Source organism: Capnocytophaga sp. oral taxon 412 str. F0487 (assembly GCF_000271925.1).
Lineage (GTDB): Bacteria > Bacteroidota > Bacteroidia > Flavobacteriales > Flavobacteriaceae > Capnocytophaga > Capnocytophaga ochracea.
On the sequence record NZ_AJZR01000020.1, the window covers coordinates 1 to 25,587 of the forward strand.

25 protein-coding genes and 3 tRNA genes are annotated in these 25,587 nt (G+C 37.9%); 19 read left to right on the forward strand and 9 right to left on the reverse strand.

Features of this window, described 5'->3' with window-relative positions; translation table 11 throughout:
• Positions 1-287: 287 nt before the first annotated feature.
• The 8 genes from HMPREF1321_RS02745 to HMPREF1321_RS02780 all read left to right on the forward strand — a co-directional run bounded on the left by HMPREF1321_RS02745 (position 288) and on the right by HMPREF1321_RS02780 (position 6,897).
• On the forward strand, positions 288-2,804 hold the full coding sequence (locus tag HMPREF1321_RS02745) for a DUF5686 and carboxypeptidase-like regulatory domain-containing protein (protein WP_009421315.1): 2,517 nt from the start codon (positions 288-290) through the stop codon (positions 2,802-2,804).
• Between the two features lie 26 nt (positions 2,805-2,830).
• On the forward strand, positions 2,831-3,835 hold the full coding sequence (locus tag HMPREF1321_RS02750; RefSeq protein ID WP_009421284.1) for an acyl-CoA reductase: 1,005 nt from the start codon (positions 2,831-2,833) through the stop codon (positions 3,833-3,835).
• 183 nt (positions 3,836-4,018) lie between these two features.
• Positions 4,019-4,090, forward strand: a tRNA-Glu gene (locus tag HMPREF1321_RS02755).
• 42 nt (positions 4,091-4,132) lie between these two features.
• Positions 4,133-4,204, forward strand: a tRNA-Glu gene (locus HMPREF1321_RS02760).
• Positions 4,205-4,274: 70 nt separating this feature from the next.
• Positions 4,275-4,532, forward strand: coding sequence for a 30S ribosomal protein S20 (rpsT, locus tag HMPREF1321_RS02765; protein WP_002670974.1), 258 nt, complete (start codon positions 4,275-4,277; stop codon positions 4,530-4,532).
• A gap of 83 nt (positions 4,533-4,615) precedes the next feature.
• Positions 4,616-5,755 carry a hypothetical protein gene (locus HMPREF1321_RS02770; RefSeq protein ID WP_002670973.1) on the forward strand — a complete coding sequence of 380 codons (1,140 nt, stop codon included), beginning with the start codon at positions 4,616-4,618 and terminating at the stop codon, positions 5,753-5,755.
• A gap of 157 nt (positions 5,756-5,912) precedes the next feature.
• A complete protein-coding gene (locus HMPREF1321_RS02775; RefSeq protein WP_034554582.1) occupies positions 5,913-6,260 on the forward strand; it encodes a hypothetical protein in 348 nt (115 codons plus the stop codon).
• A 13-nt stretch (positions 6,261-6,273) separates the two neighbouring features.
• A complete protein-coding gene (locus HMPREF1321_RS02780; protein ID WP_034575571.1) occupies positions 6,274-6,897 on the forward strand; it encodes a rhodanese-like domain-containing protein in 624 nt (207 codons plus the stop codon).
• A gap of 92 nt (positions 6,898-6,989) precedes the next feature.
• Here HMPREF1321_RS02780 and panC read toward each other — a convergent pair whose 3' ends face one another.
• A complete protein-coding gene (panC, locus tag HMPREF1321_RS02785; RefSeq protein ID WP_050977199.1) occupies positions 6,990-7,886 on the reverse strand; it encodes a pantoate--beta-alanine ligase in 897 nt (298 codons plus the stop codon).
• A gap of 56 nt (positions 7,887-7,942) precedes the next feature.
• On the opposite strand from panC, the gene HMPREF1321_RS02790 reads away from it, so the two are divergent.
• The 9 genes from HMPREF1321_RS02790 (at position 7,943) to HMPREF1321_RS02830 (ending at position 15,519) form a co-directional block, all read left to right on the forward strand.
• Complete coding sequence (locus HMPREF1321_RS02790; RefSeq protein ID WP_009421288.1) at positions 7,943-8,752, forward strand: glycogen/starch synthase; 810 nt, start codon at positions 7,943-7,945, stop codon at positions 8,750-8,752.
• 7 nt (positions 8,753-8,759) lie between these two features.
• Positions 8,760-10,286, forward strand: a complete 1,527-nt coding sequence (locus HMPREF1321_RS02795) for a DUF4270 domain-containing protein (RefSeq protein ID WP_009421316.1) — start codon at positions 8,760-8,762, stop codon at positions 10,284-10,286.
• A 2-nt stretch (positions 10,287-10,288) separates the two neighbouring features.
• A complete protein-coding gene (locus HMPREF1321_RS02800; RefSeq protein WP_009421297.1) occupies positions 10,289-10,612 on the forward strand; it encodes a translation initiation factor in 324 nt (107 codons plus the stop codon).
• A 36-nt stretch (positions 10,613-10,648) separates the two neighbouring features.
• On the forward strand, positions 10,649-11,395 hold the full coding sequence (gene fabG, locus HMPREF1321_RS02805; protein WP_009421300.1) for a 3-oxoacyl-[acyl-carrier-protein] reductase: 747 nt from the start codon (positions 10,649-10,651) through the stop codon (positions 11,393-11,395).
• A 36-nt stretch (positions 11,396-11,431) separates the two neighbouring features.
• Positions 11,432-12,238, forward strand: coding sequence for an outer membrane protein assembly factor BamD (locus tag HMPREF1321_RS02810; protein ID WP_015782608.1), 807 nt, complete (start codon positions 11,432-11,434; stop codon positions 12,236-12,238).
• Positions 12,239-12,245: 7 nt separating this feature from the next.
• Entirely contained in the window at positions 12,246-12,560 is a 315-nt protein-coding gene (locus HMPREF1321_RS02815; RefSeq protein ID WP_002670957.1) for a DNA-directed RNA polymerase subunit omega, read from the forward strand.
• Positions 12,561-12,648: 88 nt separating this feature from the next.
• Positions 12,649-13,833: a bifunctional phosphopantothenoylcysteine decarboxylase/phosphopantothenate--cysteine ligase CoaBC gene (coaBC, locus tag HMPREF1321_RS02820; protein ID WP_009421289.1), complete on the forward strand. Its 1,185-nt coding sequence runs from the start codon at positions 12,649-12,651 to the stop codon at positions 13,831-13,833.
• 37 nt (positions 13,834-13,870) lie between these two features.
• The gene (fabD, locus tag HMPREF1321_RS02825) at positions 13,871-14,752 is read left to right on the forward strand and encodes an ACP S-malonyltransferase (protein WP_009421310.1); all 882 of its coding nucleotides are present in this window, start codon (positions 13,871-13,873) and stop codon (positions 14,750-14,752) included.
• Entirely contained in the window at positions 14,749-15,519 is a 771-nt protein-coding gene (locus HMPREF1321_RS02830) for an ABC transporter ATP-binding protein (protein ID WP_009421292.1), read from the forward strand. The genes fabD and HMPREF1321_RS02830 overlap by 4 nt, the downstream gene beginning before the upstream one ends.
• Before the next feature lie 197 nt (positions 15,520-15,716).
• Here the strand turns inward: HMPREF1321_RS02830 and HMPREF1321_RS02835 are convergent.
• The 5 genes from HMPREF1321_RS02835 to rocD form a co-directional block, all read right to left on the reverse strand.
• Positions 15,717-15,790: transfer RNA gene (locus tag HMPREF1321_RS02835), tRNA-Asp, on the reverse strand.
• A gap of 142 nt (positions 15,791-15,932) precedes the next feature.
• Complete coding sequence (gene dgt / locus HMPREF1321_RS02840) at positions 15,933-17,276, reverse strand: dGTP triphosphohydrolase (RefSeq protein ID WP_009421305.1); 1,344 nt, start codon at positions 17,274-17,276, stop codon at positions 15,933-15,935.
• A 13-nt stretch (positions 17,277-17,289) separates the two neighbouring features.
• Entirely contained in the window at positions 17,290-17,499 is a 210-nt protein-coding gene (yidD, locus tag HMPREF1321_RS02845) for a membrane protein insertion efficiency factor YidD (RefSeq protein WP_002680684.1), read from the reverse strand.
• Positions 17,500-17,567: 68 nt separating this feature from the next.
• Positions 17,568-18,377, reverse strand: coding sequence for an enoyl-ACP reductase (locus HMPREF1321_RS02850; RefSeq protein WP_009421302.1), 810 nt, complete (start codon positions 18,375-18,377; stop codon positions 17,568-17,570).
• A gap of 119 nt (positions 18,378-18,496) precedes the next feature.
• Positions 18,497-19,741: an ornithine--oxo-acid transaminase gene (gene rocD, locus HMPREF1321_RS02855; RefSeq protein WP_009421291.1), complete on the reverse strand. Its 1,245-nt coding sequence runs from the start codon at positions 19,739-19,741 to the stop codon at positions 18,497-18,499.
• Between the two features lie 410 nt (positions 19,742-20,151).
• Between rocD and HMPREF1321_RS02860 the strand changes: the two genes are divergently transcribed.
• Positions 20,152-20,625: a hypothetical protein gene (locus tag HMPREF1321_RS02860; protein WP_009421283.1), complete on the forward strand. Its 474-nt coding sequence runs from the start codon at positions 20,152-20,154 to the stop codon at positions 20,623-20,625.
• A gap of 310 nt (positions 20,626-20,935) precedes the next feature.
• Here HMPREF1321_RS02860 and HMPREF1321_RS02865 read toward each other — a convergent pair whose 3' ends face one another.
• Both HMPREF1321_RS02865 and HMPREF1321_RS02870 read right to left on the reverse strand, forming a co-directional pair.
• On the reverse strand, positions 20,936-21,346 hold the full coding sequence (locus HMPREF1321_RS02865; protein ID WP_009421306.1) for a hypothetical protein: 411 nt from the start codon (positions 21,344-21,346) through the stop codon (positions 20,936-20,938).
• 148 nt (positions 21,347-21,494) lie between these two features.
• The gene (locus HMPREF1321_RS02870; protein WP_009421287.1) at positions 21,495-22,733 is read right to left on the reverse strand and encodes a sulfate adenylyltransferase subunit 1; all 1,239 of its coding nucleotides are present in this window, start codon (positions 22,731-22,733) and stop codon (positions 21,495-21,497) included.
• Positions 22,734-23,448: 715 nt separating this feature from the next.
• On the opposite strand from HMPREF1321_RS02870, the gene fmt reads away from it, so the two are divergent.
• Complete coding sequence (gene fmt, locus HMPREF1321_RS02875) at positions 23,449-24,399, forward strand: methionyl-tRNA formyltransferase (RefSeq protein ID WP_009421303.1); 951 nt, start codon at positions 23,449-23,451, stop codon at positions 24,397-24,399.
• Between the two features lie 57 nt (positions 24,400-24,456).
• On the opposite strand, the gene HMPREF1321_RS02880 is transcribed toward fmt, so the two are convergent.
• Complete coding sequence (locus tag HMPREF1321_RS02880) at positions 24,457-25,584, reverse strand: aminotransferase class I/II-fold pyridoxal phosphate-dependent enzyme (RefSeq protein WP_009421290.1); 1,128 nt, start codon at positions 25,582-25,584, stop codon at positions 24,457-24,459.
• Positions 25,585-25,587 lie beyond the last annotated feature (3 nt).

Here is a 25,587-nt window from a genome sequence, read left to right on the forward strand (position 1 = left end):
ATCCTCACCCCGTCCCTCTCCCAAGGAGAGGGGGTGTAGTGACAAGGGGCGAGTGACGAAAAAGGGAAGTAATGACGAGGGACGAATGACGAATGAAGAGGGACGGGGGTGACGAATGACAAAGGAACAATAGATGAAAGATGAGTATTATTTTTTTGTGAAAGGCAGGTCTACAAAAAATAAGAGCTTATAATAATATACAGTAGATTTAGTTTTAGAAAAGTAGCATTCTGTATATTATTTTTATTATTTTTTATATCTTTGCATTTTAAAAGTGATTTTATACGATGAAAAAACGCTTCTTACTGCTCCTTTTATTCGGTTTAATACTCTGTCTTACAAAAGTATGGGGGCAGACACACGTGTCGGGTAAAGTGATTGATGAAAACGGCAACCCCGTGGCTTATGCCAATGTGATTTTTGCAAAAACTACCATTGGAGCTTATACCGACGACCAAGGGCGGTTTTCTCTGTATTCGGAGAAAAGACAAAAGGAATTAGAAGTTTCACTTATAGGATACAACACTAGGAAAATACATTTAGACAAAGACAACACCAAGGATTTGGTAGTGGTATTGGTGGAAGGGGAATTGCTCGAAGAGGTAACAGTTGTAGCGAAACCTACTAAGGCACTGTCTAAAAAAGAGAACCCTGCCTATACCGTATTGCAAGGTATTTGGAAGAATAAAAAGAAGCGTGGACTACAAAACGCTACGGCGTATCAGTTTAAAAAACACAGTACAACGGAATTGGGGGTGAACAACCTCGATACCATCTTCTTAAAAAAGGCTTTAGGAAAGGAATATGACACCATCAGGCGTATTCTTTCTGAGAAGAAATACAAAGAGACCTTCTCTCTGCCAATGTATCTCACTGAAAAGATAGAAACGGTTTACGGCAACAATCAGTTGGGGAAAAAGCGAGTAGACATAGAAGCTGAACGTGCTCAAGGGATTGTACAACAAGGTTTTGGATTGGAACGTGTAAGTCAGTCGTTTGACGATTTTGATATTTACGACAATACTTATATGATACTGAACAAGCCCTTTGTAAGTCCGCTAGCGGAGTTTGGTTATGGCGTATATCTGTACGTGCTGAGCGATACAATTCAGAGAGACGACCGCTCGTTCTATCGCATCAACTTTTTTCCTCGTGATGACCAAGATTTAGCATTAGAGGGAAAGTTTGAAGTAGACACTAAGACTTATATAGTGAGTTCGATACAGATGCGTACTACGGCTAAAACGAATATTAACTTAGTACGTGGACTTTCTTTTGAAAAATACTTTACCATTGCCAACGACAGTATTTACCTTCCTGAACGCGAGATACAAGAAGGGGACTTTACACTCCTGACGAAGAAAGACGAAGAAAAGGGATTGTATGTAAAGAACTACATCACTTTTTCGGATATTGTTCTCAACAAGCCTAAACCTGCTAATTTTTATGACGAGCAGGTGGTAAAGGTTGCGAAAAATCAATTTTACAAAGACGATAGTTATTGGGACGCAAATACCTTAGGAGGGGCAGACCTCACTAAAACGAAAGTTCTGATTCGGGAAGTGGGGAGCAATAAACGCATCAAGATGATAGGTGATGTAACCGATATTGTGACGTCGGGCTATATTCCTATTGGCAATTATATGCAGTTTGGCAGGTTTTGGCAAACTTTCTCGAGCAACAACGTAGAGGGTTTACGGCTAAGAGCTGGCTTTCGTTCGTTCTTCTCTACCGATGACCGCTTCCGCACCTATGTATACGGAGCTTATGGGGTGAGAGACAAAGAGTTTAAATACGGTATCAGTGGTAAATACCTTATCTCTCACAGTCCGCGTATTACCTTTGGAGCAGGCTATCAGAACGACAATTTGCAGTTGGGTACCTTTGTAATGCACGACGATACTGAGCTGAATTTTGAAAAGACAACCAACTTTATCATTGCGCGTGGTGAGAACTATTATCTTACTCGCAACAAGAAAGTACAAGGTGTTATTAACTATGATATTGTGCCTAACTTGCAGTTTTCGGTATTTGGCACTTACCAAAAACTTACTTCGGCAAGCGAAGAGAACTTCCTTATTGCCTACCGAAATCCCAAGACAGGCGAGGAAATTCACGAATACGACAATTTTTATACAGGGGCACAATTTACCTTTACCCCCAACAGAAAGGTATTTGGCTATGGGGTGGAACAGCGTTATGGCAAAAAGCTTTTCCCGATGTATACCCTTAAATACTCCAAAGGCGTAGACGGTGTATTAAACAGTAAGTTTGATTACGACAAAGTGCAAACGGTGCTTTACAAACCTATTCCGCTTTTCGGGTACGGTATTTTCCACGCTACCGTGGAAGCAGGGAAGGTATTCGGTACAGCACCTCTGATAGCACTAACCCCTACTCCTGCAAACCAATCGTATTCATCAGCTCCTAACACTTTTGCGCTTTTAGATTACTACGATTTCATTACCGACACGTATATCAATGGATATTTTGAGCATCATTTTGATGGTTTCTTGTTCAACCGCATTCCTTTCTTGCAAAAAACGCGCTTTAAGAGTTTAATATTTGGACGATTTGCTTACGGAACACTCTCTGACAAGAACAAACAAGCTAATATTACGAATATTATATTCAATTCACCTGAAAAACTGTATTGGGAATACGGATTTGGGATTGAGAACATAGGGTTAGGAAACTTTCGCTTTATACGAGTAGATTTCGTATGGCGCAACGATTTCAATGATGTGAATGGGGTGCGTAATCCTAAGTTTGGTGTACGGATTGGGATAGTACCATCGTTTTAGGTAAAAGGTAAAATAGATACTTTCTAATGAAGCAACAAAATATAAACAACTTAGTTCGGTTAGGGGAACTACTTTCTAAAACCGAACAATCCAACGATATATTTGATAAAGCAGAACAGCAGAACAGTTGGTTTACGCGTGCTAATGTAACATTTGCCTTTAAATCGTGGAGTGAAGCCCTCAGTAAAAGCAATGTACAACAATGGCTGTCGCAATATCAATTACCACAAACTACTTCGCCTAAAAAAATATTGATTATAATGGCTGGTAATCTGCCTTTGGTAGGCTTCCACGATTTGTTGTGCGTATTGGTAGCAGGGCATAAGGCAATAGTGAAGCTCTCCAGCGATGACCGCGTACTACTTCCCTACCTCATAACACAGATAAGGACTTTTGCCCCTGAATGGGCAGAAGCGGTAGCTTTTACAGATGATAAAGTAACTGAATACGATGCAGTAATAGCTACGGGTAGCGATAATACCGCACGCTATTTTGAGTATTACTTTGGCAAGAAACCCCATATTATAAGGAAAAACCGCCATTCAGTAGCCGTACTTACAGGTGAAGAAACACCTGAGGAATTGCAGGATTTAGGTAAAGACATCTTTTTGTATTACGGCTTGGGTTGCCGAAGTGTTTCTAAACTATTTGTACCCCAGGGTTATGATTTCGACCTATTATTTCAGGCTATCTACCCGTATAAAGACATTATTGAAGAACAAAAATACGCCAATAACTACGACTACAACAAAGCCGTTTACCTAATGAGCTTGTATAAACTACTTGAGAACGGTTTCTTACTGCTGAAAGAAGACGAACATTACGGTTCACCTATTGCGACTCTTTTCTATGAATATTACACCAATAAAGAAACCCTAAAAAAGAAATTAGCAACCGACAGAGAAAAGATACAATGTGTAGTAGGTCATAATTTTATAGATGGTGAAATACCCTTCGGGCAAACGCAGACTCCTAAACTATGGGATTACGCCGATGGTGTAAACACGCTTACGTTTTTACTAAATTTGTAACAACTAAATAAAAAGAATTGTTTACATAGAAAAAACACAGATTAACAACCTACTAACTATAAGACACTTAAAAAATAATTTTAGCGTTTTTGTAAAAAAAATGTTCAAAAATATTGCAGGTATAAAAAAAAGTAGTACTTTTGCCACCGCATTAAAGGAGAAGTAGTACTTTAATGGTAGAATGGTCCGTTCGTCTAGGGGTTAGGACGCAAGGTTTTCATCCTTGTAACAGGGGTTCGATTCCCCTACGGACTACAAGCATATATTAAGTTTTTTGGATTAAACAATAATTTTCAAGGTCCGTTCGTCTAGGGGTTAGGACGCAAGGTTTTCATCCTTGTAACAGGGGTTCGATTCCCCTACGGACTACTAAATGCAACTATTAGAAGTATCTTCAAAAGGAAAGGTACGGCGATAAAAATAAAACTAATAAAGGAAAATGGCAAACCATAAATCAGCATTAAAGAGAATCAGAAGAAACGAAGCAGCTCGTTTACGCAATCGTTATCAACACAAGACGGCTCGTAACGCCGTGAGAAAACTACGCGCTTTGGAAAATGTAGAAGAAGCCAAAGCTCTTTTCCCTAAAGTAGTTTCGATGATTGATAAACTTGCTAAGAGAAATATTATTCACGCTAATAAAGCGGCGAATTTAAAGAGCAGTTTAGCTAAACATATTAACAAGTTAGCTAAATAGTCATTTAGGTTTTAGATTTATCACTAATAGCCAGATTTATGTAAGTAAGTCTGGCTTTGGTGTTTTCAGTAATACAAGAGTTTATGAAGTACAGATTTTATATATTATTCAGTTTATTAACGTGTTTCATTTCGTGTAATGACGACAAAGAAACTAACAAAACAAGGCAAGTGCACAAAGTTAAATCAATTGACTTTGAGGAGTTCAAATTAATAGACCTTACCCCTAAAGCTCAAGAGGATATGAAGCATTGGAAGAGTTTTCAATCGCTGATGCAGGTGATTGTTTCGATGGCTCCTGCCAAGATTAAAAACACAGATGATTTAATGCTCTCAAACCCCGATAGCCTCTTGGTGTACAGTAGACTATATCCTATCAACTCTAAAACTGAAAACATCAATAGCTTAGTAGAACGTGATTGGCGAGCTCCCGCAGAGGCTTCGAAAGATACTGTTTTTAGGTTTGAAAAGAAAAAGAACAATGAGGTAGCTTCTTTACAATGGAGTAGGTTTTTGGTAGCAAACATTCCTTATACTTTTTCTGTAGTTTTAAAAAAAGTAAACTATCCAAAAGTAAACCTAAATTTCTCAGAGTCTAACACCGATGAACTATCGGCAACCTTTGCATTAGATACGCTTAACTCCTCGACAAGCAACGTAAAAAAGACCGCCCTAGAAGACGATTGGAACAGATATCAGATTACTTTTTCACCTAAAAAATCAGCTCCTTACACTATAAAACTTTCCTTAGATGAGAATGCTAAAGAGAATGACAATGTAATTCTGTATCGTTCTGTTTTAGAACTTCCTGCTAAATACTTTCACAAAGTAGGACAGTATTCGGACAAGATTGTGGGGGAACATTCGGAAGTAGAGAGCTCTTATTATTCAGTATTCTTTTGGTTGGTGCAGATAGAAGATGCCTTACGAGAATTACTCAGCGATGACGCTACCTTCCCTGAAAAGATAAATGTTCCTACTGTGAAAGCACGTCTTAGACTTTTCCAAACACAGATAAAAGCTTTAGCTGACAATGTAAAGAACAATCCAGATTTTAAAGAAGAAGAGCTCAAAAGCAATATTTCGCTATTAGGACAAACTTTTAATAGTGTGATTGCGCGTATCAATAACATCTACGGAAACGACTTAGAAGAACGAATGAAGTTTATTGGGACACAAGACACCGATAGCATACTAAAGAAAGACGTGAAGAAATTTGAGTAATAGTTAAATATTAAAAATAGGAAAAATACTGTAATCCGAAATTTAGTGTTGCTGACCTTAGTAATAAAAATACTTATAAAATCTTGTAAAGATTATGTGAATTACGTATTTTTGTAAGTCGTGATAATTAGTATTCTAATAACTTAAATAATAGTTTATGATTGTTTTATTATTTTTAAATGCTTTTGCATCATTAATAAGCATAATCTCTTCTATATTAGTTCTTTTCTATCCTCAATGGATGAGTAAATCGCAAGAGGTTACTATAGGGGAAAGATTTTTTACTCAGATGTATGCTGCGCGAGCTGTCCCTTTTGGTTTGATTGTTGCTATAGTACCATTCATAACTAATATTGATAATACAGTAGTTAAAGTAGTTTTATCAACTGCAATGACAATACAAATAATAGATGTTATCATAGGTTTTAAGAGAAAAGAATTACCAATGATTATAGGACCTTCAATTGCTGCAACAATACACGGATTAACTGCTTGGTACATTTAAACAATATAAAAAAATGAAATTTATAATCACTATGAGTACACTGATATTATGTACTGTAACTGTGCAAGCACAGACCTTAGCTGAGCGTATCAACGCTGGCAACGTAACCCTTGTGGATGTGCGTACTCCAAAAGAATATGCCGCGGGGACTGCTGAAGGAGCCATTAATATTCCTTTGGAAGAGATGGGTGCCCGATGGCAAGAACTAAAAGGGAAAGAGAATATTGTTCTCTTTTGCCGTCGTGGTATACGCGCTGGCAAAGCACAGGACATTCTTAAAATGCACAACATTATAGTTGTGAATGGCAAAACAGTAGAACACGTAAAATCGTTACAGAAAGTAAACTTAGCCGATAAGCTCACTTTCCGGAATGATAAACAAACTACCTATTTTGTAAAAGACGGTAAGAATGTGAGACAAGTAGCCATAGCTTTAGGTGAAGGAGGAGTGCTGAAAAAACACACTACCAGTATCCCTGCAACCCTTATTATGGTGAAAGGAACTGTACGTTTTCTTATCAATGGAGAAGAAATTGTGCTCAAAGACCTCGATACCTATCAAATACCCGTAGATGTAGAACACGAAGTGATAGGAGTAGAGAAAGAAAATGTATTTATAGTTACGAAGGGAAATTAATCAATTAGCTATTTACAAGATATATAACTTTGCCAAAGCTCGTAGCACAAGAGACTATTAGAGTTTTGGCAAAGTTTTTTATTACTTTTTACCTAAAAAGCAAGGTTATCAATCAATCTTACTCCCTCGGCGTGTACTACTATAAAAGCACGGTAGTCTTTACCTGCTTCTTTTTTGGTAATAGGTTGCAAAGTATGCGCATCGGTAATAGTAAAATACTCTAAGGTGAAGTCGGGCTGTTGAGCAAAGACTTCTTTTACCCACGCTTCTACTTCAGCAGGGCTATGAGTAGCAAAACGTTCTTTGGCAACGAGTAGAGTGCTGTAAATAATGGTAGCACGCTGTTTCATTGGCTCGCTGAGGAGAGCATTGCGGGAGCTGAGAGCCAAACCATCGGCATTGCGCACGATTGGGCAAGGAACAATGGTTACTGGCAAGCCCTTTTGTCGCACCATTTGCTGAATAATAAGCAGTTGTTGGTAATCTTTTTCACCAAAATAAGCTCTATCGGGCATTACAATCTCAAAAAGTTTTTTAACAATTGTGCCTACACCATCGAAATGACCAGGGCGAGAAGTACCTTCCATCACTTTGTCTAATCCTGCAAAGTCAAAAGGTTCAGCGACTACTTCTTCGCCATAAATATCGGCTACGGTAGGGGCAAAAATAAATATCTCTTTACTGAACTGAGCAATCTTCTGAGCATCGGCTTCTAAGGTACGCGGGTATTTTTGCAAATCAGTAGGATTGTTAAACTGCGTAGGGTTCACAAAAATGCTCACTACCACTATATCATTCTCTTGTTTAGCTTTTTTTACGAGTGATAAATGTCCGTCGTGTAAAGCGCCCATAGTAGGTACTAAACCAATCGTTTTTCCTTGATTTTTAAGGGGTTCCAACAGGTTATGGAGTTCCTTTTGGTGTGTGTAAATCATCGGTATCAAATCTTTTTTGGGTGCAAACTTATATAAAATTATGGATATGTACATAATTTTTTGTACTTTTGTGCCTTCTAAGAGCTAATTAAAATAACTAATTACTTTTTATGAAAGATAAAAAAGTACTCTACGTATCGTCGGAAGTGTTGCCATATTCGCCTTATAGTGAGTTGGCAAAGATGTCATTTGAAGCCCCGAGAATGGTGAATAACAATGGAGGGCAGATACGTATTTTTATGCCCAAGTTTGGTAATATCAATGAGCGACGTCATCAGTTGCACGAGGTGATACGCCTTTCGGGGATGAATATTATTATCAATGACATTGATGTACCTCTGATTATTAAAGTAGCTTCTATCCCTAAGGAGCGCATACAGGTTTATTTTATTGACAACGATGAATATTTCAGGCGCACTGGCACACTCTTTGATAGGGAAAACAATATGTACCCAGACAACGATGAGCGCTGTATTTTCTTTGCTAAAGGTATTGTAGAAACTGTTAAAAAACTCAATTGGTTACCCGATATTATTCATATACACGGTTGGGCATCGGCTTTGTTGCCTCTTTACTTACGCACCTATTACAAAGATGAACCTATCTTTTCAGAAAGTAAGATTGTTACCTCAGTATTCGATAGCGATTATGAGGGGGCTTTGGACAGTACGCTTATCAATAAAGTGGCTTTTGATGGTATTAGCAAAAAGACGGTAGACCCACTAAAAAATCCTACTTATTACAATTTGATGCGTGTCGCTATCAAGTATTCGGATGGAGTTGTAGTGGTGAGTGAAGATATGCCTGAGGATTTCCAAACCTACCTAAAAAATCTAAGAAAGCCTGTGCTTTATAACAGTGATAAGGAAACTTTCCAAGATTCTTACCGCGAATTTTACACTAAAATATTAAAGAAATAACAAACGAATGAATAACATACAGAAGATTTTATTTTTCGCTACTATAGTAACACTTTTCGGTGCGTGCTCAAGTAATGATTTTAACGAGATAGATGGTGGACTGCTAAAAAATCCTAACTTTGACACTAATGTATTTACAGCTACTATTCAGGTAAGCCAAGTAAAAGAAAGTGCGGTACAAACTAATGGTTTAGGAGGATATTTATTAGGACAGTATAGCCAAGTTCCCTTTGGTACCAAATCGGCTACCATAGTGGCACAAGTAACATTACCAGCTGTTAATCCGACTTTTGGAAGTAAAACACAAGCCTCTGAAAATAGTGAGAACAAATCAGAAAACGAAACTGTTACAGAAGCGTATCTATACATTCCTTTCTTCAATGCGAATAGTTCTAATAGCAACGCTTCTTACTCTCAAAATGTAGAATATACGTTAGATTCTATCTATGGGAATAGAGATGCGAGCTTTCAAGTGAATGTGAGAGAACTGAACTATTTTTTAAGTGATATTGATACGGATCTCAATGCTAAAATATATTATTCAAACGACACTAATATTACAAGTAATTTAGGTACTTCTATTGTGTCTAACACTACTAGTACTTACACTATCAGTAATAAAGCTATTACTCGCTATCAGTTTGACAACCCACAAACAAGTGAAGATGAAAGTAAAAAAGTACAAGATGTATTAGCACCAGGGTTGCGTATTCCACTAAGCACAAATTTCTTCCAAACAAAAATTATCAACAAGGAAGGCAGTAGCGAACTTGCTAACGCTAATGAATTTAAAAAATATTTTAAAGGGATTAGTATCAGTGCTTCTAACTTTTCAAAGGATTTAATGATGCTCCTAAATATGGCAAATGCAAAAATAGAGATTGTATATAGCTATGAAACTTCAGGAACGAATTCTACAACTACAGAAACTCGTAAAAATCGTTATGAACTTTCACTGAACGGCATTACAGTAAATCTATTTAACAATTCAGGAGAGAGTTTAACTGATAGCAGTAAAATATATCTCAGTGGAGCTTTAGGACAAACAGCTTCTATTACTATTTCGGATACAGATATTGCTCATATTAAGTCGCAAAAACTAATGGTAACCGATGCGAGTTTATTGTTATATGTGGATAATTCAGTAAGCTATACAAAAGAGCCTGAACGCCTCTTTATCTATAACACCCAAACAGGAGCTGTGCTTGTAGATTATCAGTACGACCCAACATCAAATGCTGATTCGTCTACTTATTCATATCTCTATCACCTAGGAAAATTGCAAAAAGAAAACGGGAAAGGAGCTTTTTACCAATTGAGGATTACCAATCATATTTTAAATCTGGTTAATGAAATAGGGACAAATGTACCTTTAGGGATAGTAGTAGCTTCTAATGTGAAAAACACTAACTTAGGAGCATATTTGAGAAACACTAATACAAAAGGAAAAATACCATTTTCAGCAGTGGTTACTCCTTTGGGTACTGTTATAAAAGATGTAAAATTGCGTATCAGCTACACTCAACCTAAATAGTGATGGATTTAAGAGATCAGTTAAAATCACTTTTCCCTGACCATATAGAAGAGGAGATACCTCAAGAAGCTCCTTCTAATATTTGGTTGCAGGAAGAGCCTTTACTATGCAAATACGAAAAACGCAAAGGAAAACCCGTAACCGTAATTGAGGGCTATAATGGCGCAGAAGCCGATTTTAAGATTTTGGCTAAAGAACTTAAAACGTACCTTGGCGTAGGGGGAACTGTGAAAAACGATACTATCCTCATACAAGGTGATTACCGCGACACTATTATGCAACTTCTCAAAAAAAAAGGGTTTAAGGTGAAGCGCAGAGGCGGTTGAAAACAATTGACAATTCATAATTAACAAATTAGTAATATGAAATTATTAGAAGGAAAAACAGCTATTATCACTGGTGCCAGTAGAGGCATTGGGTGTGGTATAGCCAAAGTATTTGCTTCCCACGGGGCAAACATTGCTTTTTCGTACAGTTCATCAGTGGATGCTGCAATGGCATTAGAGAAAGAATTAGCTACAAAAGGTGTGAAAGTAAAAGGCTACCAAAGCGATGCTTCTAACTTCGCACAGTCGCAAGAATTTGTAGATGTCGTAGTAGCCGAATTTGGCATAGTTGATATTCTAGTAAACAACGCAGGTATCACTAAAGACAACCTACTGATGCGCATTAGTGAAGAAGATTTTGATAAGGTAATAGAAGTAAATCTCAAATCGGTGTTTAATATGACCAAAGCGGTACAGCGCATTATGCTTAAACAACGTAAAGGTTCTATTATCAATATGAGTAGTGTGGTGGGCGTGAAAGGCAATGCTGGACAGTCAAACTATGCGGCTTCTAAAGCGGGAATTATCGGCTTTACCAAATCGATTGCCTTAGAGTTAGGTTCTCGAAATATTCGTTGCAATGCTATCGCTCCAGGCTTTATAGAAACCGAAATGACGGCTGTACTTGACGAAAAAGTAGTACAAAGCTGGCGTGATGCTATCCCTCTAAAACGTGGCGGACAACCTGAAGATGTAGCGAATGCTTGTGTGTTTTTAGCCTCTGATATGTCGGCTTACATCACAGGGCAAGTGCTCAATGTTGATGGAGGAATGCTCACATAATTTTGTTATATCAGAAAAACTTTTTACTTTTGCCGAATGTTAATAAAAAAATATATCATCATCGGTCTTCTGACTGTGCTCTTTACTTCGTGTGGAGAGTATCAAAAGGCCTTGAAATCAAAAGAAGGAAGCGTAAAATACACTGAGGCTGAAAAGCTATATAAGGCTAAAAAATATAAAAAAGCGACACGCCTTTTTGAACAAATAGCTTCAGAATATGCGGGTAAGCCACAAGGAGAACGTATTTATTATATGTTTGGAGATTCTTACTATCAGCTAAAACAATACAGTTTGGCGTCTTATCAGTTTGAACGACTTCAGAAATTATATCCTCGTAGCGAAAAAGCTACAGAGTCGGCTTTCTTAGAAGCAAAATCGCTTTACTTGGAAACTCCTAAATATAGTGTAGACCAAACTTATACCTATCAGGCTCTTGAGAAATTACAATACTTTTTGGATAGATATTCTGATAGTGAATATGCTAAAGAAGCTAACGAGTTAGCCTTAGACTTGGTGACTCGCTTAGAGAAAAAAGAGTTTGAAATAGCTAAACAATACGACCAAATACGCGACTATCAAGCAGCAATGAAATCGTTAGACAATTTTTTGACTAATAACCCAGGTAGTGCTTTTAGAGAAGATGCGTTGTACACGCGCTTGCATTCAGCTTACGAGTGGGCTATCAATAGTATAGAGACTAAAAAAGAGGAACGCCTCAATACCGCTAAAGAAGCTTACGACAACTTATTGCGTGCCTATCCTGAAACTAAATACAAGAAGGAAGCAGAGAATATGCTTGCTAAAATAAACACATCATTAAAAAGTTTTATATCACAAAAATAACTACATTATGGATTTTAAGAAAATAGATGCTCCTACCACTACTGTTACTTATAACAAATCGGCTATAGAAGCACCTACGGGTAATATTTATGAAGCTATTTCTATTATTGCTAAGAGAGCTAACCAAATAAATGCCGAAATTAAAAAGGAATTGGTAGAAAAATTAGAGGCTTTCGCTACTAATAATGATAGCTTGGAGGAAATCTTTGAGAATAAAGAGCAAATAGAGGTATCTCGCTTTTATGAGCGTCTACCTAAACCACAAGCTATTGCTGTAAAAGAATGGCTTGAAGGTAAGATTTATTACCGTGAAGCCGAATAGAATTGGGTATTTATAGATTATTTGTTAGGCTTTAAGCAGTAAGCATCCGCTTGCCGTTTAGAGCCTTTTTTAATTATATTTCTAAATTATGAATATAGTACTTGGTATCACTGCGGGTATAGCGGCTTATAAAACACCTCAATTAGTGCGCTTGCTCACCAAAAATGGGCACAATGTAAAAGTAATTCTCACTGAGAATGCAAAAGAGTTTGTAACACCTCTTACCCTTAGTACAGTATCTAAAAACCCTGTACTCACAAGTTTTTCCTCTCCCGAGGGCGATTGGCATAGCCACGTGGAGTTAGCACTCTGGGCAGATGCAATGCTCATCGCTCCTGCTACTGCCAATACGCTTGCTAAAATGGCACACGGCGTATGCGACAATCTGCTGTTGGCGACTTATTTTTCAGCGAAAACTCCCGTGTTTGTCGCTCCTGCAATGGATTTAGATATGTACGCTCATCCTACGGTTGCCGAGAATTTAGCAAAATTAGCATCCTATGGTAATCATATCATTCCTGCTACTTATGGTGAACTTGCTAGCGGACTTGTAGGGCAAGGGCGTATGGCTGAGCCCGAAGATATAGTGCTGTTTATAGAGAACACACTCTCCGAAAATCTTCCTCTTAAGGGTAAAAAAATACTTATCACAGCAGGGCCTACTTATGAGGCTATCGACCCCGTGCGATTTATAGGAAACTTCTCCTCTGGGAAAATGGGGATTGCTCTTGCTAATGAAGCCGTACGACAAGGCACTGAGGTGCATTTAATATTAGGCCCTTCTTCGGAAAAGAATATTCACTCACAAATTCACTTGCATAGGGTGGTAAGCGCTCAGCAAATGTACGAAGCTACTGTAACCGAATTCTCTACTTGTGATATCGCTATCCTCGCTGCAGCTGTAGCTGACTATACGCCTGAAACTGTAGCCCCCGAAAAAATTAAAAAGAAAGGCGGTAATCTTAGCCTAACCTTAGTACCTACGGTCGATATATTGGCATCTTTGGGTAAAATCAAAACTACCCAAACGCTTATAGGTTTTGCCTTAGAAACTGAAAATGAGGTAGCTAATGCCCAAACCAAATTGGAGAAAAAGAACTTAAATGGCATTGTTCTCAACTCGTTGCGCGATGCAGGAGCGGGTTTTGGTACTGATACCAATAAAGTTACTTTTATTACTAAAGAAAAACAAATCAGTTTTCCTTTAAAAACTAAAGAAGAAGTCGCTAAAGATATTTTGACGCAAATATTTGGCATTCTTATAGAAAAGTAATATCTTTGTACTTTCAATCTTATAAAAATAAAAATAAATGAAAGCATACATCTTCCCAGGTCAAGGAGCCCAATTTGTAGGTATGGGGCTTGATTTATACGAAAAATCTGCTGAAGCCAAAGCTCTTTTTGAAGTAGCTAATGGCATTCTCGGCTTCTCCATTACTGATATAATGTTCAGCGGTACTGATGAAGACCTCAAACAAACCAAAGTTACCCAGCCTGCTATCTTCTTGCACTCAGTAATCCTTAGCAAAGTACTCGGTAAAAATTTTGCTCCTCAAATGGTTGCAGGACATTCATTAGGTGAATTTTCTGCTTTAGTAGCCAATGAAGTCCTCTCATTTGAAGATGGTTTGCAATTAGTAGCCAAACGTGCTACCGCTATGCAAAAGGCTTGCGAATTACAACCTGGTACAATGGCTGCCGTATTAGGCTTAGACGATAGTAAGGTTGAAGAACTTTGTGCAACAGTTGACGGAATTGTAACCCCTGCCAACTATAATTGCCCAGGTCAGTTGGTGATTTCAGGTGAACTCAAAGCTGTAGAAGCAGCTTGCGAAAAGATGAAAGAAGCAGGTGCTAAGCGTGCTCTTGTATTGCCTGTAGGTGGAGCTTTTCACTCAGTACTGATGAAACCTGCCGAAGAAGAATTGGCAGCAGCGATTGAGCAAACGACTTTCCATAAACCACTTTGTCCAGTATACCAAAATGTAACTACTACGGCTGTAAGCAATGAAGCTAACATTAAAAAGAACCTCATCAAGCAACTTACTGCTCCTGTGAAATGGACACAAAGTGTACAACAGATGATTGCTGATGGTGCTACCGAATTTATTGAAGTAGGACCTGGCAAAGTGCTACAAGGCTTGGTGAAGAAAATAAACAAAGAGGCAGTGGTAGCTTCGGCAGAAATATGATACAAGTAGAAAATTTACATAAATCTTTTAATGGAACTGAAGTGCTCAAAGGTATTTCTACTACTTTTGAAAAAGGTAAAACGAATCTGATTATCGGGCAAAGTGGTTCAGGTAAAACTGTGTTCCTCAAATCACTTTTAGGTCTTTTTACCCCTGATTCAGGCGACATTATTTACGATGGAGTGAAGTATGCTGATATGAAACGCAAAGAACGAGTAGCCTTGCGTCAAAAAATGGGAATGGTATTCCAAGGGAGCGCTTTATTCGACTCTATGACAGTGCTCGAGAATGTGATGTTCCCTTTGAAGATGTTTTCTCAGAAAACACCTGAGGAAATACGTGAGCGTGCTAATATAGTATTGAGTCGTGTAAACTTAGTAAATGCTGATGATAAATTACCATCAGAAATTTCTGGAGGTATGCAGAAACGGGTAGCTATTGCTCGTGCGATTGTAAACCAACCCAACTATCTGTTTTGTGATGAACCTAACTCAGGGCTAGACCCTAAGACCTCTATTGTGATAGACAACCTCATTCAGGAAATTACCGAAGAATTTAACATCACCACCGTAATCAATACTCACGATATGAACTCAGTAATGGAAATAGGGGCTAAGATTGTATTCCTAAAAAATGGTTATAAAGAATGGGAAGGCACTAAAGAAACTATTTTCCGCACCGATAACGAAGTAGTTACTGACTTTGTGTATTCATCGGAGCTGTTTAAGAAGGTAAGGAAAGCTTATTTAGAAGAACACGAGGATTAGATTAATAATTAAAATTCTAAAAAGCTACCTATAAAGTTTATAGGTAGCTTTTTTATTATTAGAGAATTAAGGTAAATTATATTCTAAATCTCACTTAAAAAGAAAAGCTCTCCTTGGAGAAAGGAAAGCTTTCATTGGTTTACTATAAACCCGTGTAAAAATATTTACACAAAACAACACAACTAAATCTTATGAAGCGGTCTGGACGGGACTCGAACCCGCGACCCCATGCGTGACAGGCATGTATTCTAACCAGCTGAACTACCAGACCTTCAGTAAATTTGTGCAATTCATTTCTTCATTGCGGTTGCAAAGGTACTACTTTTTTTATTACTTGCAAATTTTTAGAGCGTTTTTTTAAACTTTTTTTAATCTTCCTTCATAATATATCTGATAATAAACATATTAAAGTATTAGATATTAAAGGTTGTATTGGCTGTTTTTAGATGTAATTCCACTGCTTTACTATCGGTAAGGCTTGTAATATAACAAGTAATACCCATCACTTTGTCATATAACGAGCCATTTTTGCGATACTTTTCAGGTAGCTTTTTAAGCAAAAGTTTATCAAATGATGTTTCACGTCCGTTTTCTTGATTGATAATAGCTGTAAAAAAGATATCTAATAAATATTGTAAAACCACATAGCCCGACACTTCTTTTTCTACTACCTCATCGGATTGATATATACGTTCCACACTACAATCTATTACATCAGTGATTTGGTGGCGATATTTACTATCATATAAAAGCGACTGGTGAAATTCTCCTGCCAAGATTGCATCTTCATTTTGCAGGAAAATATCAGTAGCATCTTGTATCAAAGCTCCTATAGCAACTGCACGCAAATAAGCAATACGTTCTTCTTTAGTTTGTAGTTTGCTATATTTATGAGTATTTATCTTATCTGAGATGATACCACCTAAATACTCTAAGGCTACATCTTCACTTATAAGCCCTAAGTTGATACCGTCTTCAAAGTCTATAATAGTATAACAGATATCGTCGGCTGCCTCTACCAAGAAAGCTAAGGGGTGACGTGCATAACGCAATTCACCATTTACACTATTAGATTTTAGTCCTAAAGTTTCAGCCACTTCTTTGAAGAATTTTTTATCGCCTTGAAAAAAACCATATTTCTTATCAGCTATATGGTCAGTAGGACGTACAGGTAATGATTCTTTAGGATACTTAGTAAAAGCTCCTAAGGTAGCATAAGTAAGCCTTAAACCTCCCTCTGCTCCCAAACGTGTTTCGTTAAGGATTCTAAAGCCATTGGCATTCCCTTCAAAACTACACAAATCAGCATACTCGGCTTCTGTGAGTAAATGTTTGATAGCAGTTCCTTTTTTGAATTGAAAAAACTCTCCTATAGCCTTTTCACCACTGTGTCCAAAAGGTGGATTACCAATATCGTGTGCTACCGCAGCTGCTGCAATAATGGCTCCAAAATCATTAGTTTGGTAACCCAATTCGCGCAAGTGAGGATATTTAGTGAGCACATGTTTACCCACAGCACGCCCCAAACTACGCCCCACTACCGACACCTCAATACTATGTGTAAGACGTGTGTGTACAAAACTTGTTTTTGAAAGCGGAATTACCTGTGTTTTGTCTTGCAAGCTACGAAAAGCACTTGAAAAGACCACACGGTCATAATCCATATCAAAACTGAGTCGTGTTTCATCTTCATTTTTTCGCAAACGAAGACTAGTATCACCATATTTATTAAGAGAGAGTAAGTTTTCCCAAAGCATTTTTATTGTTTATTTAAGGTACGGGGTCATAGCCACTTCCTCCCCAAGGGTGGCAACTACATATACGCTTAATAGCCAACCAGCCTCCTTTAAAAAAACCGTACTTTTGCAAGGCTTCTAAAGTGTATTGCGAGCAGGTAGGGGTATACCTGCACGTAGGAGGCTTAAGTGGCGAAATGGCTACTTGATAAAAGCGCACTAAATAAATGAAAAGATACTTCATTTCATTAGTTATTAGTCAGTAGTTATTAGCCGTTAGTTTTCTAACTACTAACAACCAATTTCTAACTACTACTTAGTAAATCGTTCAATTACTTCGTTGCTTACACCAGTATTAGAGAAGCCTCCATCGTGGAAGAGGTTTTGCATTGTTACTTTACGAGTAAGATCGGAGAAGAGAGATACCGTATAATTGGCACAATCTTGAGCGGTGGCATTACCCAGTGGTGACATAGCATCGGCATAGGCAATAAAACCGTCAAAACCTTTTACGCCTTGTCCTGCAGTAGTAGCGGTAGGTGATTGTGAAATGGTATTCACACGCACTTTCTTGTCTTTACCAAAGAAATAGCCAAAACTACGCGCAATAGATTCTAAGTAAGCTTTGTTATCAGCCATATCGTTATAATCAGGGAAGGTGCGTTGTGCTGCCATATAAGTAAGGGCAACAATACTACCCCACTCGTTCATTGCATCATTCTTATAAAGCACTTGGCATACTTTGTGAAAAGAAAGTGCTGAAACGTCCCAACCTTTTTCAGTGTTCACATAGTTAGACTCGGTATAAGGAATGTTTTTGCGTACATTTACCGACATACCAATGGAATGTAATACAAAGTCCAACTTACCTCCTAAAATCTCCATAGCTTTGGTTACCAAGTTTTGGAGATCGTCCATATTGGTAGCATCGGCAGGAATGATTTCAGAGCCTGTTTTTTCAGCTAAGTTTTTTATTTGTCCCATACGCATTGCTACGGGAGCATTGGTAAGTACAAACTTACCGCCTTCTTCGTGTACACGTTCTGCTGTTTTCCAAGCAATAGAATTTTCGTCTAAGGCACCAAAGATGATACCTTTTTTTCCTTTTAATAAATTATACATAATTTTTTCTTTTATAAAATGAATTTTGTTCCTATGGGGCAAATGTACAAAATATTTCTGTATAAATAAAAAGCTACCTGACATTTTAGGTAGCTTTCTATCTGTATGCAATAAGTGTATTACTTTTCAAACGCTTTTAAAGCATTGATAATAATAGCAATACACTCTCTTAATTCCGTTTCATTCATTACCAATGGCGGAGCAAATCTAATGATATTGCCGTGAGTAGGTTTAGCGAGTAAACCATTATCGCGCATCTTTAGACAGATATTCCAAGCAGTGTCACTCTCTTCTGTATCGTTGATAACCACCGCATTTAGGAGCCCTTTACCACGTACTAAGGTAGCTATTTTTGAGATTTTGATATAGTCGCCGATTTCTTTGCGAAAAATCTCACCCAAACGAGCGGCATTTTCAGCCAAACGTTCATCTTTTACTACCTGTAAGGCTTCAATTGCTACGGCTGCTGCCAAGGGATTGCCTCCAAAAGTACTACCGTGTTGTCCAGCTTTAATCACGTGCATAATACGGTCATCGGCGAGGACAGCACTTACGGGATACACCCCACCACTAAGAGCTTTCCCCAGTACCAATATATCAGGTTTTACATTCTCGTGGTCTACTGCCAAACGTTTTCCGGTACGCGCTACTCCTGTTTGTACCTCATCGGCGATAAATAGCGCATTATACTTTTCGCATAAGGCTTTTGCTCCGCTTAAATACCCCTCGGAAGGGACGTATACGCCAGCTTCACCTTGTATAGGTTCTACTAAAAAGCCTGCTACTGTTGCTTTATTATCAGCAAGAACTTGTTCCAAAGCAACTAAATCGTTGTAAGGAACGGAAACAAAACCAGGTGTATAAGGACCAAAGTTCTTGCGCGCATTTTTATCAGATGAAAAAGATACAACTGTAGTGGTACGCCCGTGGAAGTTCTGGTCGCATACAATGATGATGGCAGCACTTTCAGGTACCCCTTTCTGTTCGTACGCCCATTTGCGACATATTTTAATAGCTGTTTCTACCGCTTCAGCCCCTGTATTCATCGGGAGGACTTTCTCGAAGCCAAAATACTCGGTTACGTACTTTTCATACACTCCGAGCTTATCGTTGTAAAAAGCGCGAGAAGTGAGTGTAAGAGTTTGCGCTTGGTCAGTAAGCGCTTTAATGATACGTGGGTGGCAATGGCCTTGGTTTACGGCAGAGTAAGACGAAAGGAAATCGTAGTAGCGTTTGCCTTCGACATCCCACACATATACCCCTTGCCCTTTGCTGAGCACTACGGGTAGCGGGTGATAGTTATGTGCACCGTACTGATTTTCGAGTGCCATTGCTTGTTCTGAGGTTAATTTATGTGTTATCATATATTTTGTTATATACTTTTAAAGAAAAAAAAATAATATTCATCTTATCACAAAGTTATATTCTCATATTTACCTTGTCTAATAGTAATTTTTCTATCCACAAAAACTTAGGCAAAGATACAACAATAAATTAAATAATCCTATACATTCATATAAAAAAAGAAGTTTGACACCTAAATCCTTTTTATATGAAACCGTTTATATCGTTTTATATTTGTAGTATTTTTCTTCTCACAGAAATAATTTTGTAGTATTTCTTACTTTTGAACGATAATCTTATTACAGTATTAATTATTGATTTTCTTTGTATTAACATTAAATTTTATATTTATAGTAAAAGATTTCTCGTAAAAATTTCTTTTTTTAAAAAATAATATTATACCTTTGCCCTCATTGAAATACCATAAATTATGACAGATACAGTATTACAACCGAAAGGTACAGATGTAAAAACAGATATAAATACACAACTAACTGGTGCGCAACTACAACAAATGCTTGACGCTCACTGTCAAGATATGAAACAAGGAATGCCAGGATTCCTCTTCTATGGAATTTTGAGTAGTTCTGATGGTTCTATCTTAAGCAAAGCTTCTGCCAATGAAGAAGCTTCAAAGATAGTTGAACAAGGTTCTGCCTTTCATCTTACTATTATTGATCAAGTGAAGAAAGTGATAGATAGCAATGATACCTTAGAAAAGTCGGAGTTAGATTATATCCTTATTGAAACAGACAAAATCACATTTATGTTAATGATTTCAGCTTTAGGAAAGTTCTTTTCTATCACCGCTTTAGATAGAGCTAAATCAAACGTTGGTATCTCAAGAGCTTTACTTTACAAGTGCAAAAGAGAATTTGGAACCCTATTAGACGACTTTTTTTAGTATTTCCTTTAACAGAAGAAATTATAAGAGCACAAAGCAAACAACCTGCTTTGTGCTCTTTTTATATTAGTCAGAATATAAAACTTTTCATAAGATTTCATTGAGCACATCTTCACAGCTCTTACAGTATGTTCTCATCTATGAGAATATGAGAATACTACTACGAAAGCATCGCATACTATAAAAGAGAAGCTAATTTTAACCTGTTGTCTTATTTTAGTAAAGTACAACATATTTTTGTAAAAACAAAAAAGCACAAATTCGGAGTGCCCAAATTTGTGCTCTGAAGATATTATTTAATATCTATTTTTTAGAGGTGTTCATCTAATGCTCCAGCAAGGGATCTGCTTCTTTCAACTAAAGTTCTAGCTATTGCTATATTAGCTTTGGCTCTATCTAAGGCTAAGAGAATAAAATATTTCCCTGAATTTGAAACCCCAATCACATTAGTAACTTTATCAGTTTCGATAAGAATACTATGTGTTTCTTTAACTCCTAATGATTCACTTGAAGTAACCACTTTTTTCACTTGCTCTACAATAGTTGAGAAAAAGGGAGAGACTTCGTTTGCAATTTTTGAAATTTCTGGATTAGCTGAAGAACTTCCTATGATAGTTCCATCAGCGCAATTGAGAATTCCACAAAAGATGAAGCCTGGCAAATTAGCTTTCATATCTAAGCAGAGCTTGTTAACTGCTTCTTGTAATTCTTTACCTGTCATAAACTTGATTTTTTTATATGTTATTTTGATGCAAATATATGTATAATATATACAAGTATTTCTTTTTTAACATTATTTAATGCTTTTTGTGTATACTTTAAGTTTTTTAACTTGTATTATTGTGAAATAAAACAGAAAAATAAAAGCGTTAATATATCATCACAGCTCCTACGGTAGCATTGCTGGTCTCATCGATGAGGATAGCACTACCCATTGGAGGATTGCTTTGGAAAGCGTCGTATACTAATGGAGAAGCCGTTTTAAGTCGGATTTTTGCGATTTCATTGAGTTTTACACTTTCTACGCCTTCAGTTCGGTTGAGGGTATTGACGTCTATTTTATACTCTATTTCTTTCACAATTGCTTTTACAAGTTTACTACGCTGTTGCAACAAGTATTTATTACCTTCGCGCAATTCGCGTTTATCCATCCAGCATACAATAGCCTCGATATCTTGCCCTTGCTGAGGCTCTGCTCCTTGTTTGGCAAAGTAGTCGCCACGAGAAATATCGATATCGTCTTCGATGTGTAGTACTACTGGATCACCTGCCTTTGCTTCTGCAACTTCTTCGCCGTTATACTCTATCTTACTGAGTTTTGTAGTAATCCCTTCTGGTTCTACTATTATCGCATCACCTTTGCGATAAGTGCCCGAAATGACTTCTCCCGCATAACCGCGGTAATCGTGTAAAGCTTCGGTTTGTGGGCGTATTACATACTGCACCTGAAAACGAGGTTGGTCATAGTTGTCTTTGCTAATTTCTACAGTTTCCAAAAAGTCTAAAAGCGAATTACCTTTGTACCAAGGCATTGCCTCAGTGGTATTCACGATATTATCGCCTACAAAAGCCGAAATAGGGAAATAGTGCACGCTCTTCAATCCTAAACGTTTGGCAATCTCTTCGTACTCTTGCTTGATATTGTTAAACACCTCTTCGCTATAACCTACCAAGTCCATTTTGTTTACGGCTACCACTACCTCTGGGATATTGAGCAGGGAGGCGATGATTGAATGGCGACGAGTTTGTTCGGTTACGCCATTGCGAGCATCTACCAAAATGATTATGAGCTCGGAATTAGAAGCTCCCGTAATCATATTGCGGGTATATTGGGTATGACCAGGAGCATCGGCGATGATAAATTTGCGTTTGGGAGTAGCAAAGTAGCGGTAGGCTACATCAATAGTAATCCCTTGTTCGCGTTCAGCACGGAGCCCGTCGGTGATGATAGCGAGGTCGATACCATCGTCGTTCTTATTTTTTGATTGTTGTTCCAATGCTTCGAGCTGGTCGGCTAAAATACTTTTGCTATCATATAACAATCGACCTATAAGGGTACTTTTACCGTCGTCTACGCTACCTGCGGTGATAAATCGTAATATATTCATTTGCTTTATTTCTGTTGAGTAAATATAATTTGGTGCAAAAGTACAAACTAATTGGCAAATTAGCAAATTTGGAGCTTAGTAAATGGGGTAAATGCTAATAATACCAGAAATGCCAATAATACCAATAATACCACCAAGAGGAATGAACGGGTCGGACTTTTTCAGACGGGTCGGACAGGTCAGAGGAGGAGTTGGAGGATTCGGAAGGAAACGGAAAAGTTCGGAAAGGCGTGTTGAGGTAAAAGGTAAAAAGTAAGAGGTAAAGTGGGTGTCGTTAGCTTATAGGAAGCTTATACGAATCTTGGACGATTGGTATAGAAAGGGTATATAAAAAGTTGATTAACACTATGATACAACAATGATAAAAATGTTAAAAACGGGGTTTCGAGGCGAAAGAAAGAGAAATAGGTGCTAGGCCTTAGGCCATAGGCATTAGGAGGAAGTATGACGGAAAATCGGGAATTAGTGACGGGAAAGGCGAATGAAAAATAGAATTTTGTTATATTGAATTGATGTTATTTAACTCTAAGGGGCGAAAGAAGAACTAATAATAACTCGTATTAAAAGTTTTACTATAAAAAACTTTATTATTAATACCAAATTTTATATTTTTGCCAAAAATAAATCAAAGCTAAAAACAAGCTCATCGCTTAACTGAAATAAGAAAATGAGCCTCTGAAACAATTAAAAGATTATAAGGTAAAAGGTAAAAAAGATGACAAGTGATAAAATGAGAATTGTATTTATGGGGACACCTGACTTTGCGTTGGCGTCGCTAAAAGCATTAGTAGAGAACCATTACAACGTAGTAGGTGTAGTAACGGTAGCCGATAAACCTTCGGGACGCGGACAGAAGCTACACCAGTCGCCCGTAAAACTCTATGCCAAAAGCAAAGGAATACCGGTGTTACAACCCATAAAACTAAAAGATGAAACTTTTGTAAATGCACTGAAAGCCTTACAACCCGATTTGCAAATAGTAGTAGCCTTCCGTATGTTGCCCGAAGTGGTATGGCGATTGCCTAAATACGGCACATTCAATCTGCACGCCTCTCTTTTACCTAACTATCGTGGAGCAGCTCCCATCAACTGGGCAATTATCAACGGGGAAAAGGAAACAGGGGTAACGACTTTCTTTATAGACGAGAAGATTGATACGGGAGCTATTATCGCACAAGAGGTTACACCTATTGAGTCTCACGAAACAGCAGGCACCTTACACGACAAACTAATGTTGCAAGGCGCTGAATTGGTACTAAAAACCGTAGATAGCATTGCAGAAGGGACTTGCACTACCCAACCACAAAACAAGGAAGTAACCTTTGCCGAAGCTCCTAAGATATACAGAGAGACCTGCAAGATAGATTGGCAAGCGGAAGGAATGACAATAGAGCGTTTAGTGAGGGGAATGAGCCCCTACCCTACTGCGTGGACAGCGTTTGTACAAAAAGGAGAAGTGCTAAATGTAAAAGTATATGATGCTCTTTTCGAACCTGTCTCTCATCAATACCCTATTGGGGAACTCTTAGTAGATAAAAAAGGACTGCGTGTAGCTGTAAAAGATGGTTATATAAAGCTATTAGAATTGCAATTACCTGCTAAAAAACGTATGAAGACCACAGACTTGCTAAATGGATTCAGCTTTGATAATACCACAATACTATAATGACGAGTCGTAGCACGATAGGCAATTAAAAAACTTTGGTAAAAATTGATTCTCTAATCAGATAATTGACAAACTGGCTAATTGGCTAATTAAAATATTTATCTCTCCTTCTGTATTAAAACTGTGCAAGCATATTCTCAACCGTTCTTGTCCCGCAGGTACGGTGGGCGCTAAAATCGGTAATACGCCTATGTCTTGGGCTTGTAGTACTTCGGCAAGTGCTTTCACTCGTTCATTGCCTGCTACCACTATGGCTTGAATAGCCGAATCAGAAGGAATAAAACCCTGTATTTTGTATTTGGCAATTTGCGTTTTAAAATACTGTATATTATGATGCAGTTGTTCTATTGATTTAGTTGTCTGTAAGGTCTCATACCCTGCCCTAATAGTTGCCACACTATGTGGACTCATAGCAGTAGTATATATGAAAGAGCGTGAAAAGTTCACTAAATACTGTATCACCTCATTTGAAGCTAAGACAGCTGCTCCGTGTGCTCCTAAGCCTTTCCCGAAGGTAACGATGCGGGCAAAAATTTCTTCTTCTAACCCCAATGCTTGCACCAACCCAGAGCCGTGTTTGCCAAATACTCCTATGGCGTGAGCTTCGTCTACCGCTATATAAGCCCCATACTGCTTTGCTAATGTTACCAAACGCACCAAATCAGGACTATCACCGTCCATTGAAAAAACTGTTTCAGTAACGATGAGCACCGTTTTATCAGGGGTAGCAAACTTCTTTAAGAGCTTTTCTAAATCGTCTAAATCATTATGTTTAAACTTATAGGAATTGGCTAAACTCAGTGAAATACCGTCGCGTATAGAAGCGTGGCTGTAACTATCGTATAAGATAATATCACCTCGCCCTACGATGCAGGAGAAGAATCCCACATTGGCGTCATAGCCCGAATTGTACAAAAGAGCTGTTTCAGCCTTATGAAAATGAGCTATATAGCTTTCGGTTTCGGAAAAGATAGGCAAGTTACCTGAAAGCAATCGCGAGCCTGTAGCCCCGTGAGGTGCCGTTTGCTGAGGGAGTAATTGAGAGATACGTTTAGTAATTTCAGAATTTGTACTGAATCCTATATAATCATTGGAGTAGAAATCGATAGCAAAATGGCGTTGTTTAAGAGAGCGGAGAGCGTTGTGAGCCTCACGTTCAGCTAATTTTTCTTTGATGTGTTTCATATT

Bases quoted from the DNA above. Each gene is read 5' to 3' on its own strand.
- HMPREF1321_RS02745 (WP_009421315.1), top strand. From the start codon at position 288: ATGAAAAAACGCTTCTTACTGCTCCTTTTATTCGGTTTAATACTCTGT.
- HMPREF1321_RS02750 (WP_009421284.1), top strand. From the start codon at position 2,831: ATGAAGCAACAAAATATAAACAACTTAGTTCGGTTAGGGGAACTACTT.
- rpsT (WP_002670974.1), top strand. From the start codon at position 4,275: ATGGCAAACCATAAATCAGCATTAAAGAGAATCAGAAGAAACGAAGCA.
- HMPREF1321_RS02770 (WP_002670973.1), top strand. From the start codon at position 4,616: ATGAAGTACAGATTTTATATATTATTCAGTTTATTAACGTGTTTCATT.
- HMPREF1321_RS02775 (WP_034554582.1), top strand. From the start codon at position 5,913: ATGATTGTTTTATTATTTTTAAATGCTTTTGCATCATTAATAAGCATA.
- HMPREF1321_RS02780 (WP_034575571.1), top strand. From the start codon at position 6,274: ATGAAATTTATAATCACTATGAGTACACTGATATTATGTACTGTAACT.
- panC (WP_050977199.1), bottom strand. From the start codon at position 7,886: ATGTACATATCCATAATTTTATATAAGTTTGCACCCAAAAAAGATTTG.
- HMPREF1321_RS02790 (WP_009421288.1), top strand. From the start codon at position 7,943: ATGAAAGATAAAAAAGTACTCTACGTATCGTCGGAAGTGTTGCCATAT.
- HMPREF1321_RS02795 (WP_009421316.1), top strand. From the start codon at position 8,760: ATGAATAACATACAGAAGATTTTATTTTTCGCTACTATAGTAACACTT.
- HMPREF1321_RS02800 (WP_009421297.1), top strand. From the start codon at position 10,289: ATGGATTTAAGAGATCAGTTAAAATCACTTTTCCCTGACCATATAGAA.
- fabG (WP_009421300.1), top strand. From the start codon at position 10,649: ATGAAATTATTAGAAGGAAAAACAGCTATTATCACTGGTGCCAGTAGA.
- HMPREF1321_RS02810 (WP_015782608.1), top strand. From the start codon at position 11,432: ATGTTAATAAAAAAATATATCATCATCGGTCTTCTGACTGTGCTCTTT.
- HMPREF1321_RS02815 (WP_002670957.1), top strand. From the start codon at position 12,246: ATGGATTTTAAGAAAATAGATGCTCCTACCACTACTGTTACTTATAAC.
- coaBC (WP_009421289.1), top strand. From the start codon at position 12,649: ATGAATATAGTACTTGGTATCACTGCGGGTATAGCGGCTTATAAAACA.
- fabD (WP_009421310.1), top strand. From the start codon at position 13,871: ATGAAAGCATACATCTTCCCAGGTCAAGGAGCCCAATTTGTAGGTATG.
- HMPREF1321_RS02830 (WP_009421292.1), top strand. From the start codon at position 14,749: ATGATACAAGTAGAAAATTTACATAAATCTTTTAATGGAACTGAAGTG.
- dgt (WP_009421305.1), bottom strand. From the start codon at position 17,276: ATGCTTTGGGAAAACTTACTCTCTCTTAATAAATATGGTGATACTAGT.
- yidD (WP_002680684.1), bottom strand. From the start codon at position 17,499: ATGAAGTATCTTTTCATTTATTTAGTGCGCTTTTATCAAGTAGCCATT.
- HMPREF1321_RS02850 (WP_009421302.1), bottom strand. From the start codon at position 18,377: ATGTATAATTTATTAAAAGGAAAAAAAGGTATCATCTTTGGTGCCTTA.
- rocD (WP_009421291.1), bottom strand. From the start codon at position 19,741: ATGATAACACATAAATTAACCTCAGAACAAGCAATGGCACTCGAAAAT.
- HMPREF1321_RS02860 (WP_009421283.1), top strand. From the start codon at position 20,152: ATGACAGATACAGTATTACAACCGAAAGGTACAGATGTAAAAACAGAT.
- HMPREF1321_RS02865 (WP_009421306.1), bottom strand. From the start codon at position 21,346: ATGACAGGTAAAGAATTACAAGAAGCAGTTAACAAGCTCTGCTTAGAT.
- HMPREF1321_RS02870 (WP_009421287.1), bottom strand. From the start codon at position 22,733: ATGAATATATTACGATTTATCACCGCAGGTAGCGTAGACGACGGTAAA.
- fmt (WP_009421303.1), top strand. From the start codon at position 23,449: ATGACAAGTGATAAAATGAGAATTGTATTTATGGGGACACCTGACTTT.
- HMPREF1321_RS02880 (WP_009421290.1), bottom strand. From the start codon at position 25,584: ATGAAACACATCAAAGAAAAATTAGCTGAACGTGAGGCTCACAACGCT.